Here is a 19,480-nt window from a genome sequence, read left to right as displayed (position 1 = left end):
CCTCCCAGATTCGCTGGGGCCCGAAGGACTTCGTCAGTCCCTCAACCTGAATGCCAATGCCCATGAGTTCCTATTTGATCGTTGTGGCGACGTCGTTCGCCATCGCTGCCAACTGCCCACCCCAGGTCGACCAACCGTGGTCACCCGCAGCGGGAAAGTCGAAGTGCCCATTACCTCCGCCGACGCTTCGGTACTGGCTGTAGAACGTGCGATTACTGCCCTGCGCCTGGTCCGGATACCCGATCATCGAGGCCGGATCCGACGCGGTCAGCGTGCCGGGACTGAAGATCCACAACCGCGTCCTGTTGTCGACGAGTAGCGCCGCGTGGACGTTCGGGTCGTGCCACTTCCAGCGCCCCAGTTGCGCAGCTCCCCACATTGCTTGGGTGTTGGCGCCGCCGTACTGCATCATCCCCGCGGTAATCGCCCCGTTCAATTCCGTCTGCGACGGGCTCAAGAATCCGGACATGGACCCCGCATACCGGAACCGATCGGGATGGAAGGCGGCCAGGGCGAGCGCTCCGTAACCTCCCTGTGAGGCTCCGACGACCGCGTGACCACCCGGCGCCAGCCCCCTGTTTGCTGCCAGCCACTCGGGTAGTTCCCTTGATAGGAACGTGTCCCACTGCTTGCTGCCGTCCATCTCCCAATCGGTGTACATGCTGTACGCGCCGCCTGCGGGTGCGACCGCCGAAACTCCCTTACCAGCGAGCGTGGTCATCGCGTCGCCTTTAGTGACCCAGTTGCTGACCTTGTCTGCAGCATTGAACGCGTCGAGCAGGAATACGGCATGCCGTCCGCCTGCGAGAAAGAAGACCGGGATGTCGCGCCCCATGGCCGCAGACGGAACCATGAGGTTCTCGACGGGGGACGCCTTCGCCTCTCCGACCGCGAACCACAGCGACCCCACAGCGACGAGTGCGAGGAAGACCCGCAGGAGTCCGATCCTCAGCGCGGTCATCGGGTCCCCTCGGTGTGCTGCTCCAGGTAACACTTGGCCTCGTCGAGCAGATTTCGGTGGGGCTCATCGACTGGCGATTCGTTCAAGGACAGCACAATCCGCGCAAAGCGACGCCGGAACTGTTGAACGGTCATGCCGAATCCCGGGTAGATGTCTTCGTCGTAAAGCGCCCCGTGCGGACCCCAGAGCACCATGTGCCGGAGGATGTCGCACTCGAACCGCCCCACAGCTGCCCACCTCACGAGCGGTTCCTGGGTTGCCGTCACATCCCACCTCGCTTCATTGAGGTCGTCCGTACACCGCTACTACCACCGTCCGGTCCAGACTGTTCGCCGACCAGACACCGACTTGCGTGTAGGCGCAGTCACGCATGATCGACAGGTAGGCGGGGTTGGAATACCACTGGCGTAGGATCTCGATGCCGCTGATGGCGAGCGCCGGGTTGATCGCAACGGATTCGGCGACGGTGCCTCGATACCCCGCGGCGTTGGCGCGGTCCTGCACCGAGGACCCGTCGGAACCCGTATCGCCGTTCAGTGCACGGTTATTGAGTACGTCATTCGTGTGCCATTCCGCGGCGAGTTGTAGCTGCGGGTTGACTACTACGTCCTCCGAGCAGTTCTGCTGGCGGTGAATCGTATGGACGTTCACCGCAACCCCGTCGTTGAGCCGCTTGTTGTCCGCGCCCGCTGGCGGGCTCATCAGAATCGAACCAGCCAGTGTCAGCGCGCAACTCAGAACCGCAGCCGTGCGCCACGACGTGGCGACTGCCCGGTCCGCAAAGGTTGGTACTCCGCCGATCATCGAGGCTCGAAGCCTGAAATCAACCAGCGGCCTTCGATGTTTTCGAGGTCCAGTTCAACGACAGACGCCGTTTCCGTCGGGCCATCGCCACCCACGGTCACGCCCTGGTTCACGAAGAGCAACACCTTCGCCGTGTCACGTGTCGCCGACACCGAAGAACCCGCCGGCACCGTGGCATCGGCGGAAATGCTCTTCTGCTTCGCTCCGGGAATCACGGTGTCACGGACGAGCGTGAGGTACGAGTCCTTGAAGGAGCCGGTGAGTCGCTCTCCAGCAGAGTTGAGTTTCGCCTCGACGTTGTCGGGCGTGTACGACAGCATGTCGATCGTTCCTTCGGTCGCGACCTGAACCGACTGCGCACGAATCGCATCGACCTCCTCCGCGGTGTCGGCGTGGTACCTGAAGTACGCGGCGGCGGCGGTTAGGCAGGTCACAAAGACCAGGAGGACCGCATAGCCGGCGAATCGCATGAGAGGCGACGCCGTAAGTCGGTCTCGCGTCGGAGTCGGATCGTCGTTTGAACTCGAGCTCACCGCACCTTCACTGTTCAATTCGACGCCGGTGTCGTCTGGGCCGTCACCACCTGCTCCGGCTTCTACACCAGTCGACTCACCATTCGACGGTTCGACTGCGTCGTCAGTCATCTCGATCGATGACATCCGGCCCGTCACGGAACGAACTCCACGTTCGACACCTTCATCTCATCTCCCTGCTTGTGCACTGAGATCCTCATCCGCCACGAGCGAGGAGTCGGCGCCGGAGTTCCCGACACAGTGGTCGTGACGTTGACGGCGACGAGTACCTGTGCTTGGTCGTCAGATCCGGACTCCAAACCAGCTTGAGTGATCGATCCCACCGATTTCGATTTCGCTTGCTTCACGACCTCGATGAACGGCTGCGATCGTTGCGCGAAGTCGTCGTAGAACGATCCCGAAGCAGAATCGAGTATCCGCGTCACGTCCGCGTCGGCGTGTTCCCAATCAATTGTCGTCAGGTTCAGGGCACCCTGACTGGCCACCTGCACGAACTTCCCTTGGTTTTTCGCGGCTTCGTCGGCTTGGTGTGAGCGGTAGGCCAGCCATCCCGTAGTTCCTGCGAGGGCGATGACCACGCACAGGCCGGCGACGAAGGTCAGCTTGGCGGCGGTCCACTGCGGCTGGTACCAACGGCGTGCCCCGGCTTCCGAGGGCGTTGTCGGTGATTCGTCCTCGGGTGTGTGTTCGCCGTCGAGCGCGGCTTCATCGAGGTCGTCGGGTTTGTTCGCGATTGCAATCGTTCGCGATGATTCGAGGTGTTGGGTCGTCATGGCGCGTCAGTTTCCTTTCGTCGGCGGGGAAGGTCCTGCCATTTCCCGGTTCCACGCCGCCGCCACAGAGGTCGGCGTGTTCTGCTGTCCATCAGGGCCGGTGAAGAAGCCGGTCGTCGTGTCCACTCGGGCCCGTGGATGCCCGTTAACCCGGCGGTGGCAGCAGCATCGTCTGCCATGTTCGATCCCCGTTCGCCGTCTGGGCCAGATCAGATTGTTGGTAGCGCTTGCCATCAGGACCGACGTATTCGCCAGTGGCCGGGTCGTACTGCGCGATCGCGACCGGCGGCGTCGCCGGAGGCGGCGCGGCCACTCCAGGCGGCAACTGAGGTATGGGCTGGCCGGACAACGTAGCGTTCGGATCGCCCTTCCAACTCATGCCATCGTTGAGTGGAACGTACTGTTCGTCGGACTCACACATCGCCGCCGTCGGAGCGCGTTTTCCTGGCACGGTTGCACAGGGGATGTTTCGTGCTCCGCGCACGTTGAACGGCGAATCCTGCGGCACGCGACAATACAGATCGCCCTCGGGCCGCGAGGGAGCGTCTACATCCGACGCACTGCGCCGCTGCTGCGCGGGAAGGAAGCCTGTCGGACATGCCGGCGGCAGGTTCAGATTCAGATTGAAGCCGAACCGCTGACCCTTGTAATCCTCTTTGGTATCGAAGCTGGTCACAACGCCGGCTTGGTTGATCGCAACCAACTGTGGAAACAGTACGAGCATCTGTTCGAGGTTGGCCCGGTAGCTGACCGCCACACGTCCGACGCTGGTCAGGTTGGCCAGAAGCACAGGTAGGGTCGGCCGGATCCGGTCGACGAGTTGACGGGCCTGGTCCGCTGTCGCGCCGGTGTTGTCGATGACGCCAGCGACGGCGCGGTCGTGGGTCTTGAGTTCCTCGGTCACGGTGGAGAGATTCTTCGCCCATGCAGCGATGGCGTCCGAGGAGTTGGTTTGTGAGTCCAGCACCGGTTGGGACTTGTCGATCAGCGCAATTATGGGATCAAGGTTGGCGCGAGCCTTGATAGCCAGGTCCGATGTGCCTGTCACGATTCGCGACAGCTCGGGACCTAAACCGCCTACGGCGGTGTAGGACTCGTCGATGACTGTCTTGAGATTGTCCTGCGGGATTGCCTGCAAGCCGACGTTCAACTCGGTGAGCAGCGTGTTTACGTCGGGCGGCACCGAGGTGTTGGCTCGCGCGACGACGTCTCCGTCGCTCAGCGGGCGGGCATCGCCGTTGCGCGGCTGCAGTGCAACGTATTGTTCGCCAATCGCCGACTGGCTATGCACTTCGGCTCGCGAATCCGAGGGCACGTCGATTCCGGACTTCAGCGCGAGCACCGCCTCGACCCCGGTCGGGGTAAGCCGCACGGCGTCGACCCGGCCGATCTCGGTACCGCGATAGGTGACGTTGCCACCGCTGTAAAGCCCGCTGGCCTGCGGCAGCTCGACAATCACGCGGTACGTGCCGATCCCAAACAACATTGACGGCAACCGCATGTAGTGGACCGTCATCACCATGACCGCGATGAGCCCGATCACCGTGAACAGCGCCAGCTGAACCTTTACTTGTCTATTCAGTCGCATCTACGGCCCCTGGTTCCAGTTGTAGGGCGCGACTAGTGGATTGCCCGCGGTGTACGGGCTTGGGAACTGGCCGATGGTCCGACCCCATTGCATTTCAAGCTCGGTGAGGTCGCCTTCGAACCGGGTTCCGGTGAAGAAGCCTTGGTCGATCCGGCTCAATGTGAGATCGAATATGGCGGTCAAATTGGCGCTGTCACCGCGTTGCCACTTCTCGAGCGTGTCATTTGGGAACGGATAGGTCGTTATCAGGCTCAACGCCCGAGTCAGGCTTGGCCCGGCGTTGGCCAACGATTCCAGAACCGGTCCTAGATCAGTGAGTTCGCGGACCACCTTGTCCTTCGTCTGATCCACGGTGTCGACGGTCAACGCGCTGAATTTGCTGAGTCTGTCGGCGAGCTCGACGAGGTCTTCACGTTCGCCGTTGAGCACTGCGAGAGCGTCGGGGATGGTGCGCAGAGCCGCGTCCAGCACCGGCTTGTTCTCGGCGAACTTGCCAACGAGCCTGTTGAGGCTGTCGGTTGCAGCGATGATGTCGCCGGTCTGTTCGTTGAGAGTGCGGGTGAACGTGTCGAGTTCGCCGACCAGGTCACGAAAATCCTGCTCGCGACCCCGGAAGGCGGTACTCAGCGCCTCCGTGATGTCCTGAATCTGACCCAGTCCGCCGCCATTGAGCACCAACGACAACGCCCCGAGAGTTTGTTCCGCGCTGGGGAAGGCGCCCGCATTGGAAAGCGGAATGAGCGACCCCTGATGCAGGCGCCCCTGCGGAGCCGCGTCGATTGGTGGCGCCAACTCAACATGCATCGATCCCAAAAGGCTGGTCAGTCCGGCCTTTATGGTGGCGTTGGCGGGCAGTTGCACGTCACCGTTCAGTCGCAAGGTGAGCAGGGCGTGCCAGCCCTGGAGTTCGATCTTCCTGACGATGCCCACGTCGACGTCGCCGACCCGCACCCGTGTATTTGGCTGAATCGTGCTCACATCCGGCATCTGTGCCTGGACCTCGAACGAACCTGGCCCGCTGCCCTCAGTGCCCGGCATGGGCAGTGAGTTCAATCCCTGCCAGTTCGCGCAGCCGCAGACCGACGCCGTAGCGGCGATGACAACGGCGCGAGCCACGAATCCGCGCCAATGCTTGCCGGTCACGAGCCGCCACCCGTCGCAATTGAGGGAACCATCAGGCCGGGCAGACCGGCTCCCGGATCGGTGGGCGTCGCCGTCGACCGGTCGGACGGAGGCGTGCCCGTCGGTGCAGCATCCGGTTGCGCCGGCGCCGGCGGAACGAAGTCCGGGCGCAGCCAGGGTTCACTGTAGGTAACTTCGTTGGGTCGAGCCTGGGCGCCGACGACCAGGTTCGCCCCCAGTGGGGGGAAATTGTATTGCCGGTTCTTCATGATCGGCGCCAGGTACTGCGTGCAGAGTTTCGATGATTGCTCCGCGCCGAGCCGCGACGCGGCCTGTACAGCGCCGCAAATGAAGCTGACTGGATTGGCGAAGTTGCTGAAATCGAAATTGACCGTCAGTGAACCGCTGGCGGGTTCGTAGATGTTGTAGAAGTTCTGCATGGTGTTCGGCAGGACGTGCAGAGTCTGCTTGAGGTCATCGAGGCTGGCCTCCAACGCGGTGCTGATCGACCCGACCTTGTCGGTCGCGGTGCCGACTGCATCACGGTTGTCCGCGACGAATGTCTCCAAGTCGCCGACGACGCTATTGAGATCTTCGAACGCCTGCCCGACCTTGCGTGGGTCGTCGGCGACCAGTCCCGACACTGAGGCCAGGTTGCCGTTGAGCTGTTCGAGAAGGTCAGCGCTATCGTGCAGCGCCGACACGAGCGTGCTCAGGTTCTTCACCGTGCCGAAGATGTCGTCGCTGTGGTTGCTGAGCGTCGAAATAGTCTGTGAGAGTTTGACGATTGCGTCACGGATGTTGGATCCCTGCCCGCGTAAATTGTCTGCCGCGGTGTCGACCAGACCGCCCAGCGTGCTAACCCCCCCGGGTTCTGTGGGCTTCAGAAGCCCCGCCAGCCGCTTGAGCTGCTCGCGCACGTCATCCCATTCCACTGGGACCGCGGTGTGGTCGATCCCGATGACGGCGCCCGTCTGCATCGCCGGTCCCCCCCGATAGACGGGGGTGACTTGAATGGCGCGTCCGGTCACCAGCTGCGGAGACAGGATGACGGCCTTCGCGTCGGCGGGTATGCGGTACTTGCCGTCGACCCAGAACGTCACCTTCGCCCTGGTGGGTTGGGGTTCGATCTTGTCGACTCGGCCCACGGGCACTCCGAGTATGCGCACATCGTCCCCGGGGAACAGCAGATTGCTGTTGTCAAAGTAAGCAACCACCCACGTCTTGGCGACGTGCTCGACGTGGCGGATGATCGTGATCAGTCCGCACAGCATCGTTACTGCCAAGACGGCCGCCAACACCACGCGGCCGCGCCGCCGCACCGCCGCGCTCACTGCTGTGCTCCTGGGTCGCTCTCGCCGGGCGCGGGCTCGAATACCGGGCTAGGCGTGGGCGACGGCGATGCACCCGCGGCAGGTAGCGCAGGCGGCCCGGGCGGCCGGCCGCCGGGTGACGGGGCCGCCGGCGGTTCGCGGTAGGGGTAACAGCCTGTCGGGCCGGGCAGCGGCAAACCTGGCGGCCCGCATCCTTCGTCGCCGGGCTTTCCGGTGATCGCATCGGGCAGCGTCAGCCGCGGTTCGCCGCCCTGCCCGGTGCGCGGATACGGCACCGGCAGAGGAGGCGTGCCTGGTTGTCCAGTCTGAGGATCGTTCAGTTGTGACGGCAGTAGCGTGCTCGGGTCGAGCCCGAGGTCGGAGAAGGCGGCATCAATGAACGGCTGCACGAACTGCCCGGGAAGCAGGTTGGCGACGTAGCCCTTGAAGAATGGTCCAGAGCCGATGGATTCTCCGAGGGACATCACGTACTTGTTGAGGAGTTTCACTGCCTCTTGCAGACGTTCCTTGCGGTTGTCGACGATGGCCAAGACGCCGTTCAGTTTGTCCAACGCGGGACGCAGCTGCTCTCGGTTCTCGCCAATGAATTCCTTGAGCTGCGTTGACACTGAGGAGATGCTGTACCAGATCCGGTCGACAGCACTGCTCTGCGATTCCAGCTGCACGAGAAGGGCATTGGTATCGCGAACCAAGGACACCACCAGGTCGCTGCGGTTTGCCAGTACTTTCGTCGCTTCTGCAGCGTTGGCGAGCAGTGCGCGCAATTCGGTGTCTCGCTGGTTGAGGGTCTGCGCGAAGCGCGACACCCCGTTCACCGCGTTCTTGAGTGATTCAGGGGTGTCGGCAAAGGTCTGCGACAGGGTGGTCAGCGAGTCCGAGAGTTGACCGGTGTTCAATCCGTTGATCGTGTTCGCCAGTTCTCCAAGGGTGTCGGGCAACTGGTAGGGCGTCGTGGTGCGTGTTGCCGGGATGGCGGCGCTGAGTTCTCCGCCTCCGCGCGGCGAAACGTTCAGCACTTTGGTACCCAGCAGGCTCCGGGTCTTGATCGCTGCCTCGGTGTCCTTCCCGAGATGCAACGTCTTGTCCACTGTGAAGGTGACCAGGACCTGATCGCTGTCAAGTTCGATGCTCTTCACTTTGCCCGCGGGGAATCCGGACACTTCGACGCTCGCCCCGGACAGGAGGCCGCCGGCGTCGGTGAAGTACGCCGAGTGCGTCGCGCGCTGGTTCAGGTACGGCAGGTTCTGGAATTGCAGCGCGCCCACCACCAATGCGGCGACTGCGGCGATTCCAGTGGCGCCGATGGGCCAAAGCTTGCGTTCGGAGAAGGATTTCATTTGGGAGTACACCGCCCTGAGGATTGGCCTGCGACCTTGACATACACCGGTTGACCGCCCTTGCCGTTGACCTCGAACACGACATCACAGAGGTAGAAGCTGAAGAAGTCGCCATAGATGGCCTGGCGTCCCAGCGTTCGGTACTTGTCGGGCAAAGTGTTGAGGATGTTGTCGAGGTACTCGTGGTCGGCGACCGCGATTGCCGCCACCCGATCGGTCTCGCGGACCACTTTCTGGAAGGGCTGGCGGGCCTTGGCCAAGAGGTCGGCGAGCGAATTGGCCGCAGCGTCGGTATAGCCGACCGCGTTGGAGATGTCCGTCTTGCGCGCGGCGAGGCCCTTGACCAATTCCGACAGCGAGACAACCGCGACGTCGAGTCGATCGGACTGGTCGCCGAGCGAGCCGAGGACAGTGTTTAGGTTGACGATGACCTCCCCGATGAGGCTGTCGCGGTCTGCCAGCGCGCTGGTCACCGCCGAAGCTTGGTCGAGAAACGACCCGATGGTCCCCCCTTGCCCCTGAAGCGCATTGATCAACTGGCCGCTCAATTCGTTGACCTTCTGGGGATCCAGTGCGCGGAACAACGGCTTGAACCCGCCGATCACCGAATCGAGATCCAGCGCCGGTGCGGTCCGCGTCGTCGGTATCGTCTGGCCTGGTGCCAGGATCTGCACGCCACCGGCACCTTCCTGCAGCGCAAGATACCGATCGCCGAACACGTTCTCGTATCTGATGGCGGCTCGGGAACCGGTGGTGAGCGACACCGAGTCGTTGGCCGCGAATTTCACCCGTACGGTCGCATCTGACTTGAATGCGATGTCTTCCACCTTGCCCACTTCGACCCCGGCGATACGGACTACGTCACCGTTCTCGAGTCCGGACACGTTCGTGAACTCGGCGTAGTAGTCCTCGCCTTTCCCGAAGCGGAGGTCCGCGAACACGCTGAACAAACCGAATGCGACGACCGAGCACAGCGTCAGGAGGATACCGAGCCGCCATGCAACCGTCTTGAAGTCATCCCTCACGCTCGCTCCTTTCCTAGCTCTGTGGCGGTCATGGTGTTGGCGCCAGCACACCTGGCGGCGGTGGTGGCGCGGCGGGCAATGTCGCTGCCTCGGCTGGCAATACCGGCGGTGCCTCCGCTGGCAATGTTGGCGGTGCGGCCGGTGGCAGTGCAGCGCCGTCCGTGTGTACAGAATTTGGCTCGGCCGGCGGGACTCCGGGCCACAGCGGAACGCCGCCGGGGCCGTAGAGCGCGGCTCCGTAGGGCGGCGCGCCCGGATACGGGATGGGTCCCGGCGCTGGTCCAGGCAGACACTGGCGGATGCTCGGCGGCTGCGGCACGGCGCGGGTGACCGGGAGATAGTTGGCGTAACAGGGTTGCCCGAGGCCGGGATTCGGCCTGATGTCCAGTCCAGTGCCCCAGCCGGTATTCGTAATCATCTGTCGCAGTGGGAAATTCTTGGAGACGTCCGGCAGTGATCCGCAGCTGGGCGCTCCGCCGGGTCCCCCCTTGGCGGCCACGATCGGCAGATTGTCGGGGTATTGATAAGGGTCGTTGCCCAGCAGCAGTCCGGCATCGAATTGAATTGAACGCCCATCGTGTCCACCCCACGCGTCGAACCCACCGTGGTTGAGGTAGTAGGTGGCTCCCTCCAGCGTGCAGGCGTAGGTGGGACTGTACTCACGTAGCAATTGGGTGGTGGGTTCCAACGTGTCGACCAGTCCGACCAGGTTCCTACTGCTTGCGCCGAGCAGGTCGGTGCCCGAAGTGGACAACCCAGTGACGCTCGCCAGCAGCTGGTCGAGCTGAGCCGAGTGGTCGACGACAGTGGTCGCAGTGGTAGCGGCGTTGTTGAGAATACTGACGATGTCGGAGGCCGCTGCGGCGTAGGTATCGCCGAAATTCCTCAATGACCGCCAGTCCTGACCGATGGTGTCCTTGCGTGAATTGAGCACGGCCAGCACCTCTTTGAGGTCCGTAGTAGCCTCGCCCAGCTTTGGTCCCTGTCCGCGGACACCGTCGGCTACTGCCGTCAGGATCGCGTTGAGTTTGGCCGGATCGATCATCTTCAGAAGATCCGACACGTTCTGAAAGATCGTGTTGACCTCGGTGCTGACGTTCTGTGAACGCAGTACCGCACCTGCAGCCAGCGGCTGCGGGCTTGGGTCCGGGGGGTAGTCGAATTCGACGAACTTCGCTCCGAAGACAGTCGTGGCCTGAATCCGCGCCTCGACGTTGGACGGAATGAATTGGATCTGGTCTGGGTAGATATCCAGTTGTAGCTCTGCAGCGCCCTGCCGTGCGGTGACGGCCTTGACTCTGCCGACCTCGACGCCTCGAAGCTTGACTCTGGCGTTGGTCTCCATCACCAGCCCGGCGCGCTCGGCGGTCAACTTCACCGGTATGTAGGACTGGAAGACACCGCCAAAGATGGCCGCCGTACCAGAGACGAATCCCACGATGATGACGAGCAGGATCGCTGCCCACCATGCGTTGTGCAGTCGCTGCTCACCAGGTCTGTTGTCCATGACTAACCCGCCAGATGGAAATCGCCGGTCTGGCCGTACACCGCCAGAGAAAACATGACCTCGACCACTGCTGTGGTGATCATCGAGGTGCGCACAGCACGTCCCACTGCCTCGCCGACCCCTGCTGGACCGCCGGAGGCGAAATAGCCGTAATGAGTGTGGATCACCATGATCTCAAGGGTCATCACCATGGTGAGCGCCAAGGACCATAGAAGGTCGGTCGGATTGAGGAACGTGTTGAAGTAGTGGTCATACACGCCGGCGCCCTGCCCGTAGATGAGCGTCGTGCCCAACCTGGCTGACACGAAACCCATGATCATTGCTACGCAGTACAGCGGCACGACCACCACCAGACCAGCCACGACCCGAGTGGAGCATAGATAGGTCACGCTGCGGATCCCGATCACCTCTAGAGCGTCGATTTCCTCGTTGATCCGCATGGCGCCCAATTGGGCTGTGGCGCCGGCTCCGATCGTCGCCGCAAGCGCAACCCCGATGGTGGAGGGAATGATGAAACGCGTGTTGAAGAACGCCGAGGCGAACCCCGTCAGTGCCTCGAAGCCGAGCGACCCCAGTTGGTTGTAACCCTGCACGGCGATGATCGCCCCGGTGGTCATCGTCAAGAAGCCGATGATGACTACCGTTCCGCCGACGACGGCCAAGGCACCGACGCCCAATCCCATTTGGGCGATCAAGCGCAATACTTCGCTGCGGTAGTGCACCACGGCATCGGCAATGTTCGACAGTGTGGCGGCGTAGAAGCGCGCGCGGCTGCCGAATTCGTTCCACCGACTGGTGACCTGTGTGCCAGTGCTGCGCATTCTGGCGAACTGACGACTGGGGGTACTGGTGCTCATCGCGTCGCCCTCACTTCACCGTGAACTGAATGCCAACGGCGGTCACGATGATGTTGATGGCGAACAGCGCGATGAACGCGAACACCACCGTCTCGTTGACGGCGTTGCCGACCCCAGCGGGACCACCCTTGACCGAGATGCCCTTGTAGCAGGCGATGAGCCCAGCGGCCATGCCGAAAAGGGTTGCCTTGACCATCGCGACGATGACGTCGCCGCCGCCTGTCAGCAGCGTTATCTGCGAGGTGAACGCGCCAGCTGAAACGTTCTGAACATAGACGCAGAACAGGAACGCCCCCGCTAGCCCGATGCTGATGACTGTCGCCGACAGAGCCAGCGCAACAGTGGTGGCCGCGAGCACCCGCGGTAGAACGAGGGTTTGAATCGGGTTGATCCCCATGACACGCAAAGCGTCGATCTCGTCACGGATGGTCCTAGATCCCAGGTCGGCGCAGATGGCCGTGGCGCCCGCCCCCGCGACGACCAATACCGTGACAATAGGTCCGATTTGGTTCACCGTCGAGACGGCCGCACCGGCCCCCGAGAAGTCGGCGGCGCCGAATTCGTTGAGCAGGACGTTAAACGTAAAGGTGATCAGAACCGCATAGGGCACGGTGAGCGTGAGGGCCGGCAGCACCGAAACTCGTGCGACGAACCACGTTTGGACGACGTATTCGTGCCATGCGAACGGTCGCTTGAACATCATGACGAACGTGTCCAGCGCCATGGCGAAAAACCCGCCGAGGCCGTTCAGCGGTTTCGTCAATACCTGGACGTAGGCGCTCATGAGGCCGTTCGCCGTGACGTCGAGTTCGGACAATAAATCGTTGGACCGGCCGCTGCGCTCGATGACCCATCGCATCGCGATCTTCGTTGAGTTGCGCGCTCAACGCTGGGTGCGGGCATCATCGCCTCTTCTCGGGTCTTTCGGACAAAAGTTCTGTAGCGCTTTAATCAGTTGTCGTGCACTTCCTTCGGGGCCGTCAGTCAGGCCGTCCGCTCGCTGGGGCAGAGGGAGCAGGGGTACACGGGGTCGCGACCGCCACGGATGGCCGTCTTGTCGAACCAGGCGATCAGGCCTTTATACGATCGCCTGGTTCGACAAGAACTGATCAACGACCGCCGAGAACTCGCTTGCCCGCTCGACCTGCGTCCAATGACCGCAACGACTGAAGACGTGCAGATCGGCGTTGGGCAACGTGGTCATCAGTTCGATTCCCGCCTCGACCGGAATCACGCGGTCTTCCCGGCCGTGGACGATCAGGGTCGGGGTGGAAATACAGGCGTAGTCCCCTGCCTCGATTCCGAGTTCGCTGGCCCCGGTCTTCGGATTGATCTCCATTTTGCGATATGTCTCGAAAGCCCCAGGGGCGACGCTGGCTTCGTGCCGAAGTTGGACGAGTTCGGGGGTGATGATGGCCGGATCGACGGCGAAGTACTCGATGAGCAATTGCTCCATCGCCTCATACGAAGGCTCATACTTTCGCAGCGCGGCCAAGCCCTCCGTGGGTTTCATTCCAGGGCTGGGAGTTCCCAGTAGCACCATGCGGTTCAGACGCTCGGGGCACTTGATAGCCAAGGCCAGAGCAATAAATCCGCCCAGCGAGTTGCCGACGATCGAGGTGCGCTCGATCTTCATCGCATCGAGGAACCCCAGGACGTGATCGAACCACGCCTGCGAGGAATAGCGAATGTCGGCGGGGCGCTGGGTGTCGCCGAAGCCGACCATGTCGGGCGCCACCACACGGTGATGCTTGGCGAGCACCGCGATGGTGTGCTGCCAGTTTGCCCACGCCGACACCCCGGGTCCGGAGCCGTGCAGGAGCAAAACGGGGTCGCCCGAACCTGCCTCGTGGTAGTTCGTGGCGATGCCGTTCACCTCGATCGTGGAGCCTGGCTGTTCTGTCGCCACAGTCATCGGCGGTCCCTTCGGTCGGTCACATTCATGTGCGTCTGTGATCCAGTTAACTGGTTAGGGCGCTCGTCGAGCATCCGTGAAAACTACGGATGTTCGGCACCACCTTGACGCCGTATGTCCCGACAGGCACGCGAATGTTGCGAGCCAAGACTCTCGAATATGTTGATAGGCAATATTATTGACGCGAACGGCAGTTACGCGTCAATAATATTGGCACCGCACCGCACCGCGACTGCTCCTGCGGCGATCTAGTCCAACAGGCCCGCGTCTCGGGCGACTCGGGCAAGTTCGGCACGCGTCCGAATCAACAGCTTACGTTGGATGCTCGCCCGATGGCTCTCCACAGTCCGTGGTGAGACGGAAAGTTCCTCGCCGATCTCCGTATTGGTGAGGCCGGAGGCGATGAATTTCATAACCTCGAGTTCTCGCGAAGACAGTGCGTCGATGTTGGCCTCGAAGGGTTTTCCGTGACTTCCCGTGGCGGGCGGCGGTGCAGGGAAGGAGACGAAACCTTCATCCCTCATCACCGCATGAAGGACCGACACGAGTTCCTCGTCAAGGCATTCCTTGGTGATGTACCCACGTGCACCCCGCGACTTGGCCTTGTCGACGTACCCCTTAGCGCCGTACATGCTGAGCATCACGACCCGGGTTTCCGGTGCGACGATGGCAATCTGCCCCAACAAGTCGAGACCACTGCAGTCGGTTAGTCGAATGTCGAGGACGAGTAGGTCCGGCTTGAGGTTCTGCAACGTTTCCAATAGACGCGCCCCCGTTGATGCAGACGCCATCAGTTGGAAGTCCGGGGTTGTCTCGAGGATGCGCGCGATCCCAGAGCGGATGATGCCGTGGTCGTCGCAGACTATGACACTGGTCATCGGCCGATCGGCACCTCCACCATGATCGTCACGCCCTGCCCTGGAAGGGATTCGACGCTCAGGCGTCCTCCGGCAAGCCGAGCCCGCTCGCGCATTCCGATCAATCCGAGCGAACGACGCTCGCCGGCGATCTCGAGATCGAAACCGGTGCCGTTGTCTTCGACCACGACACGCAGGGCATCACCGGAGTTCACGATCGTGACGCTGGCCTCGCTGGCGCCGCTGTGTCGGCCGACGTTGGTGAGTGCCTCCTGCACGATCCGGAAGATGGAGGTAGCGACTGCAGCCGAGACTGCCGGCGGCCGGGTCGGCGTGATGAGTTCGATCCGGATCGGGTAGATCTGACGGCAGTCCTCCACATATTGTTCGACGCACCCGGTGAGCCCGAGGTCGTCGAGCCCTGAAGGCCTCAATGACCATGCGACGGATCGTGCAACCTGAATTCCTTTTCGAACGATCTTCCGGACGTCGGCGGCAGTCTGGCGCGCTGTCGGGCTTTCGGAGTTCTGTAGCGTGCTCAGTCTGTCGATCACCGTGGCGAACAGGTGACCGAATTCGTCGTGCAGATCCCGTGCGATCCTCCCGCGCTCGGCTTCCTGCACGGCAACCATCTGTTCCACGGCCTGCCGCCGAAGTCCCTCCCGCTCGATCACGGCGCCGGCGAGCGCGGTCAGAACCTCCACAGTCGGCCGGTGGTACTCCCCTTCCCCGAGCGGGAAGGCGGCGATGATCGACCTTTCGGCGTGTCCGTCTACGGGGATCAACTCAGTGATGCGGTCGGTCACCCGCATCTCCGGGCCTTCCCCTAGCGTCCTCGAGGTTCCGAACATTGGCGTCGGCAGTGGCTCGTGAACCCCGACCAGGTCGCTTGGCGCTGGCCCATCTGCGATTTCCACCCGCCGCGCGGTCGTCGTCGCGAAGGTGGCGTCTCGGAGCTTGTCAAGAACCTCATCGGGATCATCGGAGGCAACGATGGAGTTAACGGCGTCGAGTAAGGCACGGTGACGGGCCGGGCCCCCGCCGACGAATGGGTCACGCGCGTGCGCCGATTCGACGATTGCACCGTCCACTCGTATGCCGAGCGATCGGCATTGTTCGGCCAGCGGCGGCAGGGCGCGCAGCGGCCCCCGTCGGGGCTCGAGTCCCACCAAAGCCGCCACCAGGGCACATGCCGCGAGTTCGCCCTGCGCTTCCTGGCGATGTGCGCTGCGGCAGGCGGCGCCCAGCAGGATGCGCCCACGCCAGTTGTGTCGCAGAGAGAACGATCCCAGTGCCCATTCCCGCAATACCGCGGGCCGCTCACTGCCGAAGACGACCGCCAGGCGACGAGCGCGGCGAAGCAGGCGGCGGGCGGTCCTCGCCTGATCACGGTGTTCCTCGGTCCACGGGTCGGGTCCTGCTGCGAGCGTGAGCCGGAGAACCTGGAGATGCGAGGTGAGGATCGGAACCAGGAAGTGGTTCCGCAAGCCAGCGGCACGGATGATCTCGTCCGCCTGCCGAAACGCGTCGAGGGCCGGTGCGTACTGCTTGGTGTGGAACAGTCGCCACGCCCGCGCCGCGTGCAACATTGCCAGGGTGTGATGATCGCCAGGGTTCGTCAACCGTATTTCGCGGGCAATCGTCTCGACATTGACGTCACCGGGTAGACACTGAACCCAGATGGCAAGGGCAGTTCCCGCGCCGATTCGATCGCCTCTGCGCTTGCCCTCCCAGTACGTGTCCCGCGCCAGCATTCCCGCTTCGTGTAGCTTTCCCTGCCGTGCCAGACACAGCGATTTCTGCCACATCGCGGCTACCTGTTCCCAACGATCACCAAGTACGTCGAAGCCGGAGTTCGCGGTGTCGAAAGCTGCGATCGCGGCGTCATACCGGTTCGCGGCGTAGAGGGCGAATCCTCGAAAATGGTGCGCGTGGGCGATCCCCCAGTCGTCGCCGGCGGTCTGGCTGAGTCGCAATGAGTGGTCGGCTAGCCGCAACGCGAGCGGCGCGAGGATGGGAGCGATCCCGGAAATCACGGCGGCGCCGCAGTATGCGTGCGCCCGCTCACGAGTGCCGCCCGCGGTATTCGCGAAGCGCGCGCAACGCAGAATCGCCAACGCCACCCAAATCGGCGACTTGATGAACCACAATTGGTATATCAGCCGGTCATGAATCAGAGCGGCCAGACGGCAGCGCTCCGTGTCGACGGTCGCCCGGCCCAAACGCAGTCGGCGAGACAACCAACCCCATGCGAGGAGACTGACCTCGCCAACGGCCAATAGACCGGCATGGGCCGAACTTCGGGGCATCCTCAGGTCGAGGCCTTGCATACCCCGCTGCATCCAATCCGTGGCGTCGTCGAATCGGCCTGTCTTGAAGGCGAGTTCACCGAGCAGAGCGGCAATTCGAGCAGCGTCAACTCCCGAATGCGTGCTGGTCAATTCATGTGCGCGGGCCAATTCGTGCGCGGCCAGGTCGTAGCTCCCGATCAACATGTGGACCGTACCCAGGCCTTCGTACAGGCGAAACCTCGCGATGTCGTCGGCCGATTCGCACAGGGCGAGTCCCGTCTCGGCGATCTTGAAATTGCGCTCGGCTACGTCGAGTGCGTTGCGCCTCAGCCCCGCCTCGCCCGCGCGCAGAGCAAAGGGCACGGCAGAGGCGGCGCGCCCGGCTCTGTCGAAGTGATAGGCGATGTCGTAGTCGGGTCGAACTTCGAAGTGGCCTTGTAGTGCATGCGCCGCGCGCAGATGCAGCTCCCGACGGGTGGCGTCTGTCAGATTTCCCAGTACGGCTTCCCGGACCCGATCGTGTGCGAACTCGAAATCGTTGGGGTCGCCATCGGCGACGCGGCGCAGGATTCCGAGCTGCGCTGCTTCCATCATGAGCTGTTCGACGTCCGTCGGGCCGGTCGGCAGGCACATCTGTAAAAGCCGCGAGGAAAACCGGCGGCCCAGCACCGAGCCTTGACGAACGGCCCACTCAGTTTCTGGCGACAGCAGGCCCAACCGCGGCGAGATGAGCGCATCGGTTCGTGCGCCGCCGTTTCCCGGCGCAGTCTGCGAATCTCGGGTGTGGGACTGCAACGCCAGTGCTGCCATCGCGCTCTCGACCCGGACCCAGCGGTCGGACTTGCTGGTCAGCGCGGACGAATCTTCCAGCGCCTGGACGGCCAGCAGTGTTTCGAGCGGATTGCCCTCGGAGTACCTGGTGACGTAGGGGATCACCTCGTCGGGGATGCCATCACTGATGGACCGGATCAGTGTCTCTGTGTCCTCGTCCGACAGGCTCTTCAGCCCGAGAAACCTGATGTCGGTGACGCCCCAGGCCAACACCTGCGGGACCGCTTCCGCTCGGCAAGAACAGATCAGCGAGACATTCGCTTCGGACCGCGTCCTGTCCCTCGATATCGTCGCGGCCAGCCTGGCGAGCACTTGCCAGCTGAGATCGTCTGCCCACTGGCAGTCGTCGAGCACGATCACTCCCGGGCGCTCTTCGTCAAAGACGGACAGAAGTAGTCGGGCGATCGACGTCGGACCGGCGGGCGCCGTGTTCTTGGTGAACGACCGCTGCGCGCCATGCGCGGCGGGCCGACCTTCTCCCAACGCTTCGGCTAGTTCCGGTACTTGTTCAAGTGCCGCGGGAAGAAGGTCAGCCATGTGTTCGCGCACTCGCTGTGCTGCGAGATGGTTGGCCGTCAAGTAGGCAACCACGTCGCGTAAAGGACCGGCGAAGAGTCCGAGTGGACGTGCCGGCGCGTGGTCGAACGCACCCGCCCGCATCAGGGTCACCCCGGCCTCCGCGGCGTGAGCGACCACCGCGTCCAGCAGGCGGCTCTTGCCGACCCCCGAATCACCACTCAAGCACGTCACCGCTCCCTGCGACCGGGCTGCGTCGTCGATGCTTGCGGTGAGTGCGGCCAGTTCGTCACTCCTGCCTACCAGCGGCGGCTCCATGTAAGCGAGCGAGCCGTGGTGGCCGGGCGGCGCGCCGGCGGATCTTGGCCTCGTACTTCTGCTGCCGGTCGCCACGACCGCTTCGGCGGCCGCGAGCACATCCTCGGCGGTTTCGAATCGCTGGTCTGCCCGCGGATCGAGCAGCTTCAGGAATATCGGGCGCAGCGGGGCTGGGACGCCGACGATGTCCACGAGGTGGGACGGCTCGGTGAACGCATCGTCCTGCGGTTTCACCCTGCGGAGGGCGCTGGCCGTCCTATTGGTTTCTGCGAGCGCCTCGAGCAGAACCCAGCCCGCGGCATAGATGTCGGCAGCAAAGCCCGCCGTCGGGTGTGCCAGTCCATGTTCTTCTGGAAGAAGATATCGGCTTTCGGTCAGATCGGCCGGATGGGTCAGGCCACCGAGTTGACTGCGCGTCACGCTGGCGTCGAGGAGCACGAGTTCGTTGCTGCCCTCGGTGAGCATGATGTTGGCTGGCCTGACACCGCCGTGGGCGATGCCCATACGGTGCAGGCGTGCCAGCGCATAGAACAGGTTGCACATCAGCTCGAGCTCGGCCTCGCTCGACATACGCGGCTCTTGGGCGTGCCATTCCCGAATGTCGAGACCGGCGACAAACGGCCGGACCAGCTCGACGTAATCGGGGCCCTTGCGGACGATCCGGGTGGAGATGATGTGCGGTAGCCGAGCCCTGCAGGTGGCCTCGAGCTCGCCCTCCAACCACTGCGCACTCCACGGCCGCTCCATCGACAGGTCGAGGCGCCTCACCACGAACCGGTCGTGAGCGTCGTCCGCCAGGGCGAGTGTGGTCGCGATGCCAGGACTGTCACGGAGGACCCTGACGGTGTCGAATCGCATGCCGTACTCCACATCGGTGGCATCGTCGCCACCCAGGTCATTGTCTCCTACGA

The 19,480-nt window shown here is 63.1% G+C and carries 16 protein-coding genes; all 16 read right to left on the bottom strand.

Annotation, left to right across the window (positions count from 1 at the left end; genetic code table 11):
• Positions 1 to 70: 70 nt before the first annotated feature.
• Complete coding sequence (locus O6P37_RS11380; protein WP_269894143.1) at positions 71 to 961, bottom strand: alpha/beta hydrolase-fold protein; 891 nt, start codon at positions 959 to 961, stop codon at positions 71 to 73.
• A complete protein-coding gene (locus O6P37_RS11375) occupies positions 958 to 1,188 on the bottom strand; it encodes a hypothetical protein (protein WP_269894142.1) in 231 nt (76 codons plus the stop codon). The genes O6P37_RS11380 and O6P37_RS11375 overlap by 4 nt, the downstream gene beginning before the upstream one ends.
• A gap of 52 nt (positions 1,189 to 1,240) precedes the next feature.
• Positions 1,241 to 1,765 carry a CAP domain-containing protein gene (locus tag O6P37_RS11370; protein ID WP_408633143.1) on the bottom strand — a complete coding sequence of 175 codons (525 nt, stop codon included), beginning with the start codon at positions 1,763 to 1,765 and terminating at the stop codon, positions 1,241 to 1,243.
• Entirely contained in the window at positions 1,762 to 2,409 is a 648-nt protein-coding gene (locus O6P37_RS11365; RefSeq protein ID WP_269894141.1) for a hypothetical protein, read from the bottom strand. The genes O6P37_RS11370 and O6P37_RS11365 overlap by 4 nt, the downstream gene beginning before the upstream one ends.
• Positions 2,410 to 2,432: 23 nt before the next feature.
• A complete protein-coding gene (locus O6P37_RS11360; RefSeq protein ID WP_269894140.1) occupies positions 2,433 to 3,071 on the bottom strand; it encodes a hypothetical protein in 639 nt (212 codons plus the stop codon).
• A gap of 145 nt (positions 3,072 to 3,216) precedes the next feature.
• The gene (locus O6P37_RS11355; protein WP_269894139.1) at positions 3,217 to 4,659 is read right to left on the bottom strand and encodes an MCE family protein; all 1,443 of its coding nucleotides are present in this window, start codon (positions 4,657 to 4,659) and stop codon (positions 3,217 to 3,219) included.
• On the bottom strand, positions 4,660 to 5,802 hold the full coding sequence (locus O6P37_RS11350; RefSeq protein WP_408633142.1) for an MCE family protein: 1,143 nt from the start codon (positions 5,800 to 5,802) through the stop codon (positions 4,660 to 4,662).
• Positions 5,799 to 7,115: an MCE family protein gene (locus O6P37_RS11345; RefSeq protein ID WP_269894138.1), complete on the bottom strand. Its 1,317-nt coding sequence runs from the start codon at positions 7,113 to 7,115 to the stop codon at positions 5,799 to 5,801. Before O6P37_RS11345 ends, O6P37_RS11350 begins: the two co-directional genes overlap by 4 nt.
• Entirely contained in the window at positions 7,112 to 8,452 is a 1,341-nt protein-coding gene (locus tag O6P37_RS11340; RefSeq protein WP_269894137.1) for an MCE family protein, read from the bottom strand. Before O6P37_RS11340 ends, O6P37_RS11345 begins: the two co-directional genes overlap by 4 nt.
• Positions 8,449 to 9,477: an MCE family protein gene (locus tag O6P37_RS11335; protein ID WP_269894136.1), complete on the bottom strand. Its 1,029-nt coding sequence runs from the start codon at positions 9,475 to 9,477 to the stop codon at positions 8,449 to 8,451. Before O6P37_RS11335 ends, O6P37_RS11340 begins: the two co-directional genes overlap by 4 nt.
• 28 nt (positions 9,478 to 9,505) lie before the next feature.
• Positions 9,506 to 10,984, bottom strand: coding sequence for an MCE family protein (locus O6P37_RS11330; RefSeq protein ID WP_269894135.1), 1,479 nt, complete (start codon positions 10,982 to 10,984; stop codon positions 9,506 to 9,508).
• Between the two features lie 2 nt (positions 10,985 to 10,986).
• Positions 10,987 to 11,841 carry an ABC transporter permease gene (locus O6P37_RS11325; protein ID WP_269894134.1) on the bottom strand — a complete coding sequence of 285 codons (855 nt, stop codon included), beginning with the start codon at positions 11,839 to 11,841 and terminating at the stop codon, positions 10,987 to 10,989.
• A gap of 10 nt (positions 11,842 to 11,851) precedes the next feature.
• Positions 11,852 to 12,625, bottom strand: coding sequence for an MlaE family ABC transporter permease (locus O6P37_RS11320; protein WP_269894177.1), 774 nt, complete (start codon positions 12,623 to 12,625; stop codon positions 11,852 to 11,854).
• 294 nt (positions 12,626 to 12,919) lie between these two features.
• Positions 12,920 to 13,756 (bottom strand): alpha/beta fold hydrolase, encoded by an 837-nt coding sequence (locus tag O6P37_RS11315; protein ID WP_269894133.1) that lies wholly within the window; start codon positions 13,754 to 13,756, stop codon positions 12,920 to 12,922.
• Positions 13,757 to 14,004: 248 nt separating this feature from the next.
• On the bottom strand, positions 14,005 to 14,634 hold the full coding sequence (locus O6P37_RS11310; protein ID WP_269894132.1) for a response regulator: 630 nt from the start codon (positions 14,632 to 14,634) through the stop codon (positions 14,005 to 14,007).
• Positions 14,631 to 19,427 carry an AAA family ATPase gene (locus tag O6P37_RS11305; protein WP_269894131.1) on the bottom strand — a complete coding sequence of 1,599 codons (4,797 nt, stop codon included), beginning with the start codon at positions 19,425 to 19,427 and terminating at the stop codon, positions 14,631 to 14,633. Before O6P37_RS11305 ends, O6P37_RS11310 begins: the two co-directional genes overlap by 4 nt.
• Positions 19,428 to 19,480 lie beyond the last annotated feature (53 nt).

Source organism: Mycobacterium hippophais (assembly GCF_027529605.1).
Lineage (GTDB): Bacteria > Actinomycetota > Actinomycetes > Mycobacteriales > Mycobacteriaceae > Mycobacterium > Mycobacterium arseniciresistens.
The sequence above is the reverse complement of the archived record's forward strand: the minus strand, read 5'-3'. Positions and strand labels throughout refer to the sequence as shown.